Source organism: Flavobacterium esculini (genome assembly GCF_048284325.1).
Lineage (GTDB): Bacteria > Bacteroidota > Bacteroidia > Flavobacteriales > Flavobacteriaceae > Flavobacterium.
Genome location: NZ_JBLVPI010000011.1, coordinates 37,350 through 51,485, shown reverse-complemented (window position 1 = coordinate 51,485; position 14,136 = coordinate 37,350). Strand labels below are relative to the sequence as shown.

The following is a 14,136-nucleotide window of genomic DNA, read 5'->3' as shown; positions in this document are numbered from 1 at the left end:
AGGGGCACGCCCAAATTAATATGCTATTGCTGGTTTTAAAATAGAAATTCCTGAATCAAATTCGTTAATTTTCAGAATATTTTTCCATAATTAATCTCGCTTTGAAATAACATAAGGTAGACTCCGCACCTTGATTGATGTTGATGTGTTTGTCCTCCAATCCATCATAGGAAGCACCATTTTCAGGATTATACATGATTTGTTTCAGATGATTATTTCCTAAAAACCAGATAAAAGCGAGTTTTAATTGGTCTTTGTACTTTTTGTTTTTGGTAACCTCATAAAATAAATCTAAGGCAATAATTGTAGTGGATACTTCGATAGGCTGCTCTCCATAGAAAACTCTTTCATTTTCTTTTTTGAACCAACCTCTGTTTGAGATTACTTTTAACTGTCCTTTCATGAAATATTGAGAAAGGAGAAAATCAAATGTGATGGCCGCAATTTTTTTATATTTCGGTTTTCCAGTAACTAAATAACTGTACATCATGGCTTCCGGCAAAACGTTATTCGCATAAGTCATATAATCTTCATACCAACACCAATTTTCTGCTGAATTGATGTTATAATGACGTAAAAGTTCATTGGCAAGCTTCTCAATATAGGACTTTACTTCCTCGTCTTTGTAAAAAGTATAATAGAAATAAAGTCCCTTAAGCGCATAAGCGATGGCTCGTGGGGATTTAATGTCGTCAATTCTTTTTATGGCTTTATCCCAGCATTTTACAGCCTGACAAATCATGTCTAAAGGTAAGGAATCCCTATGGGCAATTACAGTTCCTAGGCTCCATAACGCCCTACCGTTTGCATCGTCAAGATTTACTTCTCCGTTTTGTTTTGTTAATTGATTTTCAAAATCTTTGTAATTATCAAACCAACCATTGTTTTGCTGAATGCCTTCTACAAAATTTAAATAGGTTGTTGCAAGTTTCAAGACATGTTTATTTGGGAATGCTTTGTTGTATAATACCATATTGATTAATGCTCGGGCATTATCGTCTAATGTATAACCTGATTCAGGATCTGGCTGGCTGAATTTTGAAAATTGAAGAATTCCAAAATCAGTGGTGAGTTTCTCAATATGATCTAATTTTATTGGGGGAAAATTAAATTTTAAATCTTCTTCCCGATTCGTTAGCAGGTCAAATAATAAGCGATATTGAATAGCAATATTTTCCCATGTTGTGGCATGCGCCAATGAAAATGCATTTTTACCCATGATAATCCGTTCTTCTTTATTTTCGATGAGGTATAGAATTGCTTTTTTAAATTCTTCCGGTTTATCAAATTCATTCAATAGTATTCCGTTACCATCTACAAGCGATTCAACTGCATGTGGAATAGGATTGGAAATGACGGCACAACCACAGCTCATGGCATAAGCAAAAGTACCACTTACGGCCTGATTAGGATCTTTAGAAGAAAATAAATAAATGTCAGAAACTGTTAGATATTCAAGGAGTTGGCATAAATCAAGATATTCATTGATAAAAATAACATTGCTTTCTAGACCGAGTTCATGGACAATATCAATAAGGCTATCCCGATATTTTTCTCCTTCGCAACAAATTATTTCAGGATGCGTTTTGCCAATCACTAAATAAATGACTTCGGAATGTCTCTTGACAATTTCAGGTAAAGCGCGTAATACGGTTTCGATGCCTTTGTTTTTACTGATTAAACCAAATGTGGACATTACTATTTTATCAGCGAAATTATATTTGGTTTTTAAATTTTCCTTTTGTTCCCAGAGTACACTATGATTGCCATGAGGAATTACTATTGTTTTTGTCTCATGAACATCATAATCATTGGTCAAAATAGCCTTAGATTTTTTGGTAAGTACAATGATGCGATCTGATAAATCGGCTATAGCACGAACTATTTTCTTTCTTTTTTCATCTGGATTTGGGAGCACAGTATGGAAAACGGTGACAATTGGTTTGTTTAACGCCAAGATTAAAGAGAGAATATATTCGCCATATTCTCCGCAAAAAAGGCCAAACTCATGTTGTATGCAAACCAATCCAATATCATTTCGTTCATTTATTTTCTCGGCAACGAGCCTATAATCATCTAAAGAATTAACAGGTAAAACATATGTTACTTCATCATTATACTTAAATTGTTGCTCACTATTTTGCAAAGCACATACTTCTATGGGAAGTGTATCCCCAAAAACAGTTTTTACTGCATTGACAATGTCATTTGAAAAAGTAGCTATTCCGCATTCTCTGGGCGGATAAGAACTTACAATCAGCATTTTTATTCCTTTTTCAAATTTCATGGCACTTGTTTTAAGGTTGCTTTCTTAATTCAAGAAGTAATTCTTTCAGACTCATTTTTGCAACAGCTATATGTTTATCAGCTGCTCCATAATAAATGTACAGGTCATCACCAAACAGGGAATAACCTGTCGGGAATACAACATTATTAACTTCGCCTTTTATTTCCCATTGTTTAGTGGGAGAGAAGAGGGGGTAAGGCAATCTTGATATTTCGATTTCTGGTTTGTCTAATTGCAATAAAGCAGCTTTGGCGTGATATATTTTTCCTGTTATTGCTTCCTGAACACCATGATATATTATTAACCAGCCAAACTCAGTTTCAATAGGAGGGGCTCCTGCTCCTATGTAGTCCACTTCAAAAATATCTTTGGGGTCAAGTACAATATGTTTGACAATATTTTTTAGATACTCTTCCCAAAAGGATTTCGTTAATTCTTTCCAATCATCAAATTGTACAATTTGAATTCCCGGCCAAATGGGTGCAATAAAACAAACTTTCCGTTAATTTTTCTTGGAAACAATACCACGTCTTTATCTCGAAGCAATCGAAACTTATCATCAGCCAATCCTATTTGTGCGAATAAGTTGTAGTATTGATGGTATTTAGGATTCAGGTTGTCTTGATTGCAACAAGCTACAAAATTTTCATACTCATGGTAATTTATGCGTGGAGTTATTATTCCGTGTTTCTCAAAATGAATTAGATCTTTTGAAGTCGCGAGTGCAGCCATTGCATTAATTCCATCATAAGCAGTATAGGTTATATAATAGGTATCTTCAATTTTTACAATTCTGGCATCTTCCATACCATGTTTCTCGTAATCGAAATCACGGCTAATTAATGGTTGCTGTTTTCTTTCTGTTACTTTTAGGGGACCCTCCATTTTGGCATAACCAATTGTTGAGTAATTTCCATGTTGCACTGCTCTGTATAAAATATGGATTATATTGCCTTCCTGGTAAATTCCAGGATTAAATACGCCGTTGTTTTCAAATTCATTTTCAGTGGGACTTAGAATTATTCCAAGTTTTTCTATTGTAACCATGATTTGATTTTGTTTTCTAATTCAATGTTAATCTCATCAATCTATTTTTTCTGCTCTTTCAATTTTGCTTTTGCCTGTTTTTTAAAATAACCACGAAATAGGAAATTGTGTTTTAAAGCTTCCATGTTTTCATTTAGACGGGAACTTGCCTGGTTAATATTAATCATTGTAGAATCTATTTTTTGTACTAATTTAGGGTCATTTGAAAGGTAGTTTATGGCTCCTTTTCCGTTTTTAATATTTCCAATTGTCGAATTGAGATTAGTTACCACTTCATCAATTTTAGTGCTTGATTGATCTAAATTATGGACTATTGTTTTAATATTATTGGCTACAGCCGTATCTTTCAAAACACCTATCACATTGTCTTTATTATCCAATGAATAAATGATTCCGTTTAATCTTGCAACGGATTCCGAGGTTCCTTTTCCTGTGATTTTTAAATAATGCATGGTTTCTCTCAGGTCTTTTGATAAAATAGAATCTTTAATCAATAACCCCACAGCTCCTTTTCCCTCATTGATTTCTTTTGTTATTTTAAGTAAATCAGCCGTAAGAAGTGCTGCGTTTTTACTGGTCACCCCAAGCGTATTAAGCATGTCATCCGTACGAATGCGATTTAAGGATTTAATCTCATCTCCCGGGTTAACGGGCGGAAATTTGCCTTTTCCCGGCAGTATGTTTATAATCATATTTCCTACCAGACCATCAGAGCCTATAATAGCAACTGCATCTTTTTTGATATGGGGAAAAATAGCTTTGTCGATTAGCATATCCACGCGAATGATAGTATCATGATTCATTTCAATTCCTTTAACGGTTCCTACGTTTATCCCTGAATAGCGTACATTATTGCCTATTTGCAGGCCGTTTACGTTATTGAAAACAGCTTTTAAACGGTAAGTTTTTCCAAACATTTGTTGCTTGTCACCAATGAAATAAACGGCTAGTATAAAAAATATTAACCCGATTATTACAAAAATCCCAAGGCGTATTTTTTGTGATGTCGTTTTTTCCATTTTTATTCTTATTTAAAAAAAGCTTGTACTTTAGGATCAGTTGAGGTCGATAACTCTTTAAAAGTGCCTTCGATATAATTGATGCCATCGACCAATAAAATCATCCTGTTCGAAATCATTCGAGCGCAATCCACATCATGTGTGATGATAATTGCCGAAGTGTTGTATTTTTTTTGGATAGACATCATTAACAACAAAATTTCTTTGGCAGTTATAGGGTCTAACCCAGTAGTTGGTTCGTCATAAAGAATAATTTTAGGTTGGAGAATTAAAGTTCGTGCCAAGGCAATTCTTCGTTTCATTCCTCCCGAAAGTTCTTCAGGCATTAAATTAATAGTATGAGCTAAACCTACGTTTTCCAAAGCCTCCATCACTAATGGTGTGGTATCTTTTATTTTACCAAATTTTTTTTTGTGACGGCGCAATGGAAATTCCAGATTTTCCCTAACTGTCATGGAATCATAAAGTGCACTTCCTTGAAAAAGAAAGCCAACTTCTGTTCGAAGTTCATCTAATTCCTCATGATCTAGTTCACTAATCTCTTTTCCCATCACTACAATAGAGCCGCTGTCATGCTCTTCTAGTCCAATTAAGCATTTTATCATTACTGATTTCCCAGAACCGGATTTACCCATGATAACCAGATTTTCACCCTCGTACAAAACCATATGAAAACCATCCAAAACATGATTATCACCATAGCTTTTTTGTAAGTCTTTGATTTCTATAATAGGGTTTTTATTTTGTATTGTCGTACTCATAATCAGTTATAGATCATAAAAAATATCAGTCACAAAAACAGCAATAAAGTCAATAATAAAAAGTAACATGGAGGTAAAAACCACTGCAGAGTTTGCAGCTAAGCCCACACCAGCAGTTCCTTTTTTACAATAGTACCCCTTAAAACAGCCCACTAATCCTATGGCAAATCCAAAAAAGAAAGTTTTAATCGTTGCAGGGATTAAATCACCAAATTCTAACGCATCAAAAACCTGATTGTAATACAATAAAAAAGACACATTTCCTTTGATGTTTTCCACCAAAAAGGAACCAAAAATTGCGATTGCATCTCCAAAAAAAACCAAAATAGGAAGCATAAAAGTGGTTGCTAATATGCGAGTAACCACTAAATATTTAAAAGGATTCGTTCCTGAAACTTCCATAGCATCAATTTGTTCCGTAACCCTCATCGAGCCTAATTCGGCACCAATACCGGAACCGATACGTCCCGCACAAATCAAAGCGGTAATTATAGGCCCAATTTCTCTAATAAGCGAAATACTTACCATAGATGGCATCCAGGAGACGGCACCAAACTCTTGTAATGTAGGACGTGATTGCAATGTAAAAACCAGACCGATGATGAATCCCGTAACGGCAACAAGAAGTAGGGAACGGTTTCCCATATAATAGCATTGGCGAATAAACTCCTTGAATTCTGAAGGGTGCTTAAAAACTTCTTTAAAAAAACGACCGGCAAAATAAGAGAGTTCACCAATTTCAAGTAAAAGACCTTTGAATATTTCGATTATTTTAGAAAAATTATCCATAAGCGAATGAATTAATTTTCAATAGAAAATGGCTATCCAAATATACGATTATTTCACTGATTTACAGTGCTTTTTGGTATTGTTCGTCTGTTTTTTTGATGGTTTTGTCTGGAAAAATAGATTTTAAAAAAAGTAAGGTAAAATTTAGCCAATTTATCAAGTGGTTCTTTTATAATTGGAATTTTAGGAACAGAAATATATGGGGATTTGAAAAATGAGGCATGAGTGAATAGTACTAAATTCCAAAAAAGGTGATTTTAGAAATATTCTTATTATTTAGATCTGTCTTGAAATGATGTCGTTTAAAAAATTAAAAATTACATCAATGACGCTGTATTTAAAAGCAAAATATTATTTTAAGATAATTATATGTTTATAAAAATCAACTTTCGTACAACCGCAATCTGTTTTTAATAGTGATTAATTCATTTTGCAAATCTTCTATTTTTTGTAAAAGATTGAACACAACATCAATTCCTTCGATATTAACGTCTAATTCCTGATGCATCCGAATTATTTTTTCAATTTCAAAGATGGCGTCAGGATGAATGTATTGTGTTTTTTCGATTGTTTTTATTTCGATTAAACCCATTTCACTGAGATTATTAAAGAATGCCATTTCCACTTTGTAATGGATGCTTAGTGTAGGTAAGGGGATGAGGTTTTCTGTGTTCATGACGTTCTTAACTTAGCAAGTTCCGTAAATAATTCTTTTTCTTTTTCAGTAAGATTTGTAGGGATTTGTATTTGATACGTAAAGTATAAGTCACCAAATTCGCCTTCTTTTTTATAAATAGGAAATCCTTTTCCTTTCAGTTTTACTTTAGTTCCGTTTTGGGTTCCTGGTTTTACCGTAAGTTTTACTTTACCGTCAAATGTATCTGCGGTGATTTCTCCACCTAATATGGAGGTGTATAAATCTAGATCTACTGTGGAATGTAAATTGTGTTTATCCAACTTAAAATTAGTGTGGTTTTCAACTGTGAAAGTGATATACAAATCTCCTTTTGGCCCACCACCGGCACCTTCTCCTCCAAGTCCGCTGATTTTTATTTGTTGTCCATTCTCAACTCCGGCAGGAATAGTGATTCGAATGTTTTTGCCATTGATTGTTAAGGTTCGTTTGTGGGTGGTATAAACCTCTTTTAGGTCCAGATGCAATTCAGTACTGAAATCTTGTCCTTTAAATTGGGCACTACGACCACGACCGCCACCTCCTGATGCACGACCGCCAAACATAGATTCAAAAAAATCTGAAAAATCGCCACCACCACTAAATCCTCCAAAACCATCTTGTTGTCCGGCTCTCGAATAGTTCCCTTGCTGTTTTGCTTGTTCATATTGCTCAGCATGTTGCCAGTTTTCACCGTATTCATCATATTTTTTACGATTTTCAGCATGGCTCAAAACTTCGTTGGCCTCATTGATTTCTTTGAATTTTCTTTCAGCTTCTTTATCGTTTGGATTTAAGTCGGGATGGTATTTTCGGGCCATTTTTCGATATGCCTTTTTAATATCGGCTTCCGTTGCTTTTTTATCCACTTCTAGGATTTTGTAATAGTCTATAAATGCCATCCTATATTATTTTTATAATTATTTTGAATTATCAAATGGGTAACTAACAGTTTTTACAGTTATCTACGAATTGTTTCTTCCTTATGCGTTCTGATAGAAAGAAGTTTTTCTATCGGGACTTGTTAGGTATTATGAATAGGGATATTTCTGAATGCCGGATTACTTTTTCAGCAACACTGCCCATAATTAAATGTGAAAATCCGGTTCTGCCATGTGTGCCTAAAACAATCATATCAGCATCCCATTCTTTGGCAACTCTTAAAATTACTTCATAAGGAATTCCTTCTTCTACAAAAGTCGTAACTTTAGAATCCTTAAATACAGTGTCAACAAGCATTTGCAGATTTTTTTTGTAGTCGTTTATGGTAATATCAGTAAATTCCATAGGAGTCACAGCGCCTTCAGTTGCAAGCATTGTCAAGTCAACAACGCTTAGTAATGCAATTTCAGCATGTAGTTGAAGGCCAAGTTGAAAACCCTTTAAAGCAATTTTTTCTGAAGTGGGGTCATTGTCAACTGCGATTACTATTTTTTTCATGTTATCCATATCATCCTGATTAGTTTTTTACTTTAATCTAAACATCCAGAATTACAAAAAAACATCCAACCAATAGATTATTTGTACTATCAAATTTAATCAATTTTTTGTTGTTAAAATAAGAATTAGGTGTTTATTATGAGCGAATTAGCAATGAAATGATTACCGACTTCAGGGATGTTTAAGAAAAGAAAATGGTTTTATAATTAGTAACGGATGCTATTGACAAGTTTTTTACAATTCACTATAAAAAAATTATTGCTTGATGAATTCACTGTCAACTTTAATTTTTACTTCATTACTAATCATCGGTGCAGGAAATTTTGGACCAATATCAAAATCGGATCGTTTTAGAATGCCACTAAACTGAAAACCTGCCGTGATTGCTTTTGATTGCGGATTTACTATAGTTCCTCTATACCACATATTCAGGGTTACAGGCTTGGTGATTCCGTGTAGTGTAAGGTTGCCCATTAGTTTGTATTTCCCTTTTTCTTTTCCAATTTTTTTTATGGAGGAGCTTTTGAAAGTCATTTTAGGATATTTTTCCACTTCAAAGAATTCAGCACTTCGTAAATGATTATCCCGCATTTCCACTTCGGTATTGATTGAGGCTACTTCAGTTGAAAGTTCAAAAGAGGCGTCACTAAAATCAGCTTTGTTGGCTGTAGCGGTTATCTCAAATATTTTGAATAATCCGGCAATATCAGAAATGCCATGATGCATGGTGCTAAAAGTTAGTTTTGAATGCATAGGATCTGCTTTCCATGTTGTTTGTGCCAATAGGAAAGTAGAGAAAAATAAGGTTACAATAATCACTGTTATTTTTTTCATGGACTTTTGTTTTAAGTATTTGATAATGATTTTTAGAAGTTTGAAATTGGACTTTGATCAATTATTTTCTGGTATTCAGAGATATCTAAATCCGGACTACAATTTTAGCTATTTCGCATATCAAATTTAATCAATTATTTAATGCTGAAAGGAGGTAAGTTGTTTTATTTTAAATGTTTATAAAATAAAAAAAAGCCCAATTAAGGACTTTTCGGATGATGGAATCATATTCAGTGAAACTATTTTGAACAGTAATTTTAACTAAAAAATGTATTTTATTTATTCGGTTGATGTTTCGTCAAGATGCTCTGTTATCGATTCTGTTTCCGTTTCATTTTTTTTATTTTTAGAAAATAATTTTTTTATTTTAGTCTTAAAAGCACCAAAAAAGCCTAAAAGCCCAAGAATTATTAGCTTTCCAAATTTTGCAATAATTGCAAATAATCCAACTTTTGTCAAAACCTTTCCTGCAACAAGACCTCCAATTGTCCAAGCCGCAACTTCGTCTATTGAAGAATCGAAGTCCTTGTATTCATATCCATCATTGAATTTTACAATATCCAAAACTTTACTGATGTCTTTTTGCACAAGCGGTAATTCTTTCTCAGTAGCGATAGCATTTAAAACAACAACACCTTTTCTACCTAAGATTCTTATATTGTAATTAAGTGTATTTATTTGATTGTTGCCAAATTTAATTTCTTTGGCCCAATGAAGAATTTTTCGGTCTTTATCATAAAATGGTTTTGCGGCCCAACCTACAATAGTGATAGTTTCATAACCTTCTTTTTTGCGAGTTTTGTTTTCCTCAATTGTTTCTTCTTGTATTTTAGTTAATAAATCATCATAATCAATATCGTCAGCATCATCATCTTTGACAAATCCAATTTCATCATATTGTATATTGAAAACATAGCCATTCTCACTTAAAATTCCTTGGTTTTCAGGTAGAAGTAGTCCAAGTGTAATATTATCAATTTTTGGATTTCCCCATAAATCTATTAAAACTCTTTCGGCTTGTATTGCATTTAAATATTTAAACCCTTTTGGAACGCTAATTTTCCCAACTCCATTTTTTAAGTTAATTATTCCATGTTCATAATTGAAAGTTTTTTCGATAGAATCAATTCTTACTTTTTGATTTTGTTCTTGGGAAAATACACACAGCGTTAATAAGCTCAGCATAATTGTCAATGTAGTTTTTGTCATAATTAATTGGGTTAGTTTTGTTATGATTACCGGGTGTTATTTGTAACTCTTTGAATAAGAATTACAAGTGTATTTCAAATGTAATTATTTTCTTAGTATTAAAAATATTTTTTTTAATATTGATTTTTTCGATTATTATATCGGCAATAATTCATCTTGCATCGTTTTTAAATCTTGTTTCTTTTTTAAGTCAATCAGTATGGATTTGTAGCCTATAAATTCAGTGTCCCTTGGATTTATTTGCAGTACGAAATTTATTTTCCCTAACAAATGTTCCAGATAATTCTTTTGTTCAACTTCTTTGTATTCTCGGTGTTCTTGAAAACCAAATTTATTGATGTAATACATGGCCTGTCTCAAATCATTACGCTTATGAAATACGACCTGTGGTTTTTCATTAACCACAATTCCTGTAACGGTTTGGCATGAGTTTGGTTTTGGTTTTATTGATTTGAAGGTTTAATTTTTCAACGGTTTCAGTTACTTTGTGGAGTAACTTATTTTCGTCAAAATCTCCGGAAAAACTCAAATCGTCTGCATAAGGGGTGTATCTTAATTTTGTGTTGGATACAATAATCAGAAATCACCGCATCGGCTTTTTTAAAAATCAAATTCGAAAGATACGGACTCGTTGGCGCACCTTGTGGCAAACTTCCGTCACGAATGCATAATTTTGATGCTGATAATTTTTTTAAAACTATTTTTATTTTACTTAAAATTAGTATTGTATTTATGAATTATAAAAACGTTTGTAGGGTGTATAAGTAACAATGAGCTCTATTATTCGGGTAATACCATACGCTAGCACGTTGATGAATTTCGTAAACACATTGGTTTTCATTTTCAGAGATTCCGGAGTTATTCTCTGGCACTGTCCAATAATCTCCTCGAGCTGCGTTTGATACATTTTAGAAAATGCAGCAGAATTTATTTCAACATTCATTTCGAGACTTCCGTATGAGCTTAAATTATTCAGGTTAAAAGAGCCTATAGTAGTCCAGGATTCATCAATAACTGCCGTTTTTCCATGTAAAATAGAGTTTTTCCATTCGTATAATTCAATGTTATAATTAAGCAGTTTGCCATAGAGAAAGCAAGTAGCGCGTCTGGTCAATGGAAGATCCGAAATTCCGGATAGAATTAATTTGATTTTCACCTTGTTTTTGGAAGCTTTTTTCAAGGCCTGAATGATTCGTATGCCAGGAAGAAAATAACTTCCCACTATAATTATTTCTTTTTCTGCATTCCGAATGGATTTTATATAGGCATCACAAATTTCATTTTTTCTTTTTAACCAGTCATTCTGAATGATTCGTACCAAAGCATCTTCCTGAACATGGAAAGAGGATTTTATTTCTTTGTTTTGAAAACGTCTTTTCTTAAAATAAACGGCAATACATTGTTTCTGAATTGGTTCGGCTATTGAACCATTTAATTGAACTGCATAGTCAAGCCAAGGAGTTTCTATTGCCGTTCCACAATATTTATTGGCTATATTAATGCCACCTATTAGGACGATTTTCGCATCGGCAACCACTACTTTTCGATGTAATCTTCTACCAAGATAAAAGGTGAATGTTGAAAATAAAGGTGCAAAAAAGCGAATATTAATACCGCTTTGTCTCATTTCGTTTATGGTTTCGGAAGGAAATGTTAAAGAGCCCAATCCATCCAAAAGTATATAAATTTTAACATGGCGTGATGCCGCTTCTTTTAATACCGTAATAATTCTTCGTCCCGTTGTATCATCTTCAAAAAGATACATTTGGATGTGGATTTCAAATTGAGAGTTTCGGATAATAGTTTCTAATCGAGAAAAATAATCTTCGCCACTATAAACAAGCTCGATGCTATTAGGAGCAGTAAAGGTATTATTACTTTTCGTCATGGGCTTTATTTATTTTAACCTCGTTAATTAAAATGAATTCGATAAGATTTTCGATATCCAAAGTTCCTGCCAGTTGATTGTTTTCCATAACCAGCATTAATGTTGATTTATTCTGTTGTATTAATTCAAAAACGTTTTCTAAAAGAGAATTACTGTCAAGAAATATTAAATTTCGATCCATGACATTGTAAATAAACTCGTTATCTCCTTTTGTAGAAAGTGCCATTATAATTTGGTCGCGATTTAGTGTTCCAACAGCAATATCATTTTCAGTGATCAAAAAATTCTTGTTTTGGCTGTCTAGAAGTAATTCTACTGCTTTTTTTACTTTTTCATTCGCATCAATCCTTTGGTAATCTTTCATTAGAATATCATGGACCTTAAAACCTTTCAGCATGAATTTCGATTCGGTATAATCGGCTTCAATTTGAGCTCCTATAATAACAAATATACCTATAAAAATCAAAAAAGGGGAGGTAATAAATCCCAAAAGAATAAAAGCCACTGCTACTATTTGACCTATTCGCGCTGAGATTTTTGTTGCAACATGACGTTGTAATTTAAAAGATAACAGAGCCCGTAAGACTCTGCCACCATCCATAGGAAATGCTGGAATTAAATTGAAAAGTGCCAGCCAAAAATTGACTAAAAAGAAATTGAGTAAAAAATTATGTGCATTTACACCATTGGCTAATTCAGCCATCAATTTTTCGGATGTATCAGGAAGCGTAATAAAAAATCCGGTGATAAATGCCAAAGTGATATTTACCAAAGGCCCTGCTAAAGCAACTATTAATTCTTCCAATGGTTTTTCAGGTATCCGCTCTAATCGGGCTAAACCCCCAATAGGCAAAAGTGTGATGTCTTTGGTTACTATATTATAGTTTTTTGCCGCCAAAGCATGTCCCAGTTCGTGTAATAAAACAGTAACAAAAATGCATAGAATAAAGGCAACGGACCATATTATTTGGACCGTATTCTGACCTGCTTTGTAGTTAATGAAAATGATAAACAGAATAAGTAAAGAGAAAGTCCAATGGATAAATATTCCGATACCTGCTACTTTTCCGAGTTTAAAGGATCCTTTCATTTTTTGAATTTTTAATACTATCAATCATAGTATGATTAGAAAAAAAACAGACAAATAATAAAAATAAATAGTTCGTATTCGTTTAGCAATCAGTGCTAAACCGCAATCAGTTTATTTCATTTTCAGAAATACCGGTATAGGCCCAAGAGTTTAAATTGGTAATAGTAGCATGTGCAATTCCCTCTAATACCTCATTTGTCAAAAAACCCTGATGTCCGGTTATCATAACATTTGGTAAAGAACGAAGCTTTAGAAACAAAGGATCATTTACTGGAGAATCACTATGATTCTGAAAAAAAATCGGCTTTTCCTTTTCATAAACATCTAAACCAACAGCTGACACTATTTTATTTTCGATTGCTTCTACTAAATTTTCCGTATTTACAATCCTTCCATGCGCTGTATTAATAAAAATCATTCCTTTTTTCATTTTCGAAAAAGTGGTTTTATTAAACAAATGGTTGGTTGTTTCATCCCATTGACAATGCACGGAAATTACATCTGAATTTTTGCAAACGGCTTCTAATGAAGCATAAGTAATTGGGATTTCATCCATCAATTCCTTGTTTTCTTCCTTGTCAAAAGCCAAAAGATTGCACCCAAAACCATGCATAATTCTTGCAAAAGCGGCACCAATTGTTCCGGTTCCTATAATGCCTATTGTTTTTCCATGCAAATCAAAGCCCATTAAATGATCCAACCGATAGTCGCCAATTTGCATTAACGTTTGACCTAAAACCAGTTTTCTGTTTACTGCCAATAATAAGGAGACGGCAAGTTCCGCAATCGAATAAGGGGAATAAGCAGGGATGTTTGCCACTTTTATCGCCAAAGATTTTGCTCTTGCTAAATCAATATAATCAGAAGCTGTTGTGCGTAAGGCAATATATTTAACACCATGGATGTATAATTTTTCTAATATTGCTTCTGAGGCATCATCAGAGGTGAAAAGCGAAACAGCATCAAAGCCTTTGGCAAAGTTTACCGTATTTTTACTCAAAGACTTACCCGTGAAAACTAATTCGTGATTTCCATGTGCTGCTTTTTTTAGGAAAGGTTTATCAAAACCAAATATGCTATATACTAATACTTTCATTTT

15 protein-coding genes are annotated in these 14,136 nt (G+C 33.3%); all 15 read right to left on the bottom strand.

Annotated elements, in window-relative coordinates; all coding sequences use genetic code 11:
• Positions 1 to 64: 64 nt before the first annotated feature.
• Positions 65 to 2,287, bottom strand: a complete 2,223-nt coding sequence (locus ACNQGG_RS10765; RefSeq protein ID WP_417963845.1) for a glycosyltransferase — start codon at positions 2,285 to 2,287, stop codon at positions 65 to 67.
• A gap of 10 nt (positions 2,288 to 2,297) precedes the next feature.
• Positions 2,298 to 2,651 (bottom strand): glycoside hydrolase family 130 protein, encoded by a 354-nt coding sequence (locus ACNQGG_RS10760; protein WP_417963978.1) that lies wholly within the window; start codon positions 2,649 to 2,651, stop codon positions 2,298 to 2,300.
• 65 nt (positions 2,652 to 2,716) lie between these two features.
• Positions 2,717 to 3,334 (bottom strand): glycoside hydrolase family 130 protein, encoded by a 618-nt coding sequence (locus ACNQGG_RS10755; protein WP_417963843.1) that lies wholly within the window; start codon positions 3,332 to 3,334, stop codon positions 2,717 to 2,719.
• 41 nt (positions 3,335 to 3,375) lie between these two features.
• On the bottom strand, positions 3,376 to 4,353 hold the full coding sequence (locus ACNQGG_RS10750; RefSeq protein ID WP_417963841.1) for an MlaD family protein: 978 nt from the start codon (positions 4,351 to 4,353) through the stop codon (positions 3,376 to 3,378).
• 8 nt (positions 4,354 to 4,361) lie between these two features.
• Complete coding sequence (locus ACNQGG_RS10745; RefSeq protein ID WP_417963839.1) at positions 4,362 to 5,114, bottom strand: ABC transporter ATP-binding protein; 753 nt, start codon at positions 5,112 to 5,114, stop codon at positions 4,362 to 4,364.
• Between the two features lie 6 nt (positions 5,115 to 5,120).
• Positions 5,121 to 5,903, bottom strand: coding sequence for an MlaE family ABC transporter permease (locus ACNQGG_RS10740; RefSeq protein WP_417963837.1), 783 nt, complete (start codon positions 5,901 to 5,903; stop codon positions 5,121 to 5,123).
• 382 nt (positions 5,904 to 6,285) lie between these two features.
• The gene (locus ACNQGG_RS10735) at positions 6,286 to 6,579 is read right to left on the bottom strand and encodes a chaperone modulator CbpM (protein ID WP_417963835.1); all 294 of its coding nucleotides are present in this window, start codon (positions 6,577 to 6,579) and stop codon (positions 6,286 to 6,288) included.
• Entirely contained in the window at positions 6,576 to 7,478 is a 903-nt protein-coding gene (locus ACNQGG_RS10730; protein WP_417963833.1) for a DnaJ C-terminal domain-containing protein, read from the bottom strand. The genes ACNQGG_RS10735 and ACNQGG_RS10730 overlap by 4 nt, the downstream gene beginning before the upstream one ends.
• 109 nt (positions 7,479 to 7,587) lie before the next feature.
• Complete coding sequence (locus tag ACNQGG_RS10725) at positions 7,588 to 8,016, bottom strand: universal stress protein (protein ID WP_417963831.1); 429 nt, start codon at positions 8,014 to 8,016, stop codon at positions 7,588 to 7,590.
• A gap of 255 nt (positions 8,017 to 8,271) precedes the next feature.
• Positions 8,272 to 8,850 carry a YceI family protein gene (locus ACNQGG_RS10720; RefSeq protein WP_417963829.1) on the bottom strand — a complete coding sequence of 193 codons (579 nt, stop codon included), beginning with the start codon at positions 8,848 to 8,850 and terminating at the stop codon, positions 8,272 to 8,274.
• 279 nt (positions 8,851 to 9,129) lie between these two features.
• Positions 9,130 to 10,059 carry a DUF2167 domain-containing protein gene (locus ACNQGG_RS10715; protein ID WP_417963827.1) on the bottom strand — a complete coding sequence of 310 codons (930 nt, stop codon included), beginning with the start codon at positions 10,057 to 10,059 and terminating at the stop codon, positions 9,130 to 9,132.
• Positions 10,060 to 10,194: 135 nt separating this feature from the next.
• Complete coding sequence (locus ACNQGG_RS10710; RefSeq protein WP_417963825.1) at positions 10,195 to 10,464, bottom strand: hypothetical protein; 270 nt, start codon at positions 10,462 to 10,464, stop codon at positions 10,195 to 10,197.
• A 325-nt stretch (positions 10,465 to 10,789) separates the two neighbouring features.
• Entirely contained in the window at positions 10,790 to 11,947 is a 1,158-nt protein-coding gene (locus tag ACNQGG_RS10705; protein ID WP_417963823.1) for a phospholipase D-like domain-containing protein, read from the bottom strand.
• Positions 11,934 to 13,037, bottom strand: a complete 1,104-nt coding sequence (locus tag ACNQGG_RS10700; protein ID WP_417963821.1) for a site-2 protease family protein — start codon at positions 13,035 to 13,037, stop codon at positions 11,934 to 11,936. The genes ACNQGG_RS10705 and ACNQGG_RS10700 overlap by 14 nt, the downstream gene beginning before the upstream one ends.
• Before the next feature lie 106 nt (positions 13,038 to 13,143).
• Complete coding sequence (locus tag ACNQGG_RS10695; RefSeq protein ID WP_417963819.1) at positions 13,144 to 14,133, bottom strand: NAD(P)-dependent oxidoreductase; 990 nt, start codon at positions 14,131 to 14,133, stop codon at positions 13,144 to 13,146.
• Between the last annotated feature and the right edge of the window lie 3 nt (positions 14,134 to 14,136).

Coding starts and splice junctions, on each gene's coding strand:
- ACNQGG_RS10720 (WP_417963829.1), bottom strand. CDS start 8,850: ATGAAAAAAATAACAGTGATTATTGTAACCTTATTTTTCTCTACTTTC.
- ACNQGG_RS10730 (WP_417963833.1), bottom strand. CDS start 7,478: ATGGCATTTATAGACTATTACAAAATCCTAGAAGTGGATAAAAAAGCA.
- ACNQGG_RS10715 (WP_417963827.1), bottom strand. CDS start 10,059: ATGACAAAAACTACATTGACAATTATGCTGAGCTTATTAACGCTGTGT.
- ACNQGG_RS10695 (WP_417963819.1), bottom strand. CDS start 14,133: ATGAAAGTATTAGTATATAGCATATTTGGTTTTGATAAACCTTTCCTA.
- ACNQGG_RS10725 (WP_417963831.1), bottom strand. CDS start 8,016: ATGAAAAAAATAGTAATCGCAGTTGACAATGACCCCACTTCAGAAAAA.
- ACNQGG_RS10705 (WP_417963823.1), bottom strand. CDS start 11,947: ATGACGAAAAGTAATAATACCTTTACTGCTCCTAATAGCATCGAGCTT.
- ACNQGG_RS10765 (WP_417963845.1), bottom strand. CDS start 2,287: ATGAAATTTGAAAAAGGAATAAAAATGCTGATTGTAAGTTCTTATCCG.
- ACNQGG_RS10745 (WP_417963839.1), bottom strand. CDS start 5,114: ATGAGTACGACAATACAAAATAAAAACCCTATTATAGAAATCAAAGAC.
- ACNQGG_RS10755 (WP_417963843.1), bottom strand. CDS start 3,334: ATGGTTACAATAGAAAAACTTGGAATAATTCTAAGTCCCACTGAAAAT.
- ACNQGG_RS10735 (WP_417963835.1), bottom strand. CDS start 6,579: ATGAACACAGAAAACCTCATCCCCTTACCTACACTAAGCATCCATTAC.
- ACNQGG_RS10750 (WP_417963841.1), bottom strand. CDS start 4,353: ATGGAAAAAACGACATCACAAAAAATACGCCTTGGGATTTTTGTAATA.
- ACNQGG_RS10700 (WP_417963821.1), bottom strand. CDS start 13,037: ATGAAAGGATCCTTTAAACTCGGAAAAGTAGCAGGTATCGGAATATTT.
- ACNQGG_RS10740 (WP_417963837.1), bottom strand. CDS start 5,903: ATGGATAATTTTTCTAAAATAATCGAAATATTCAAAGGTCTTTTACTT.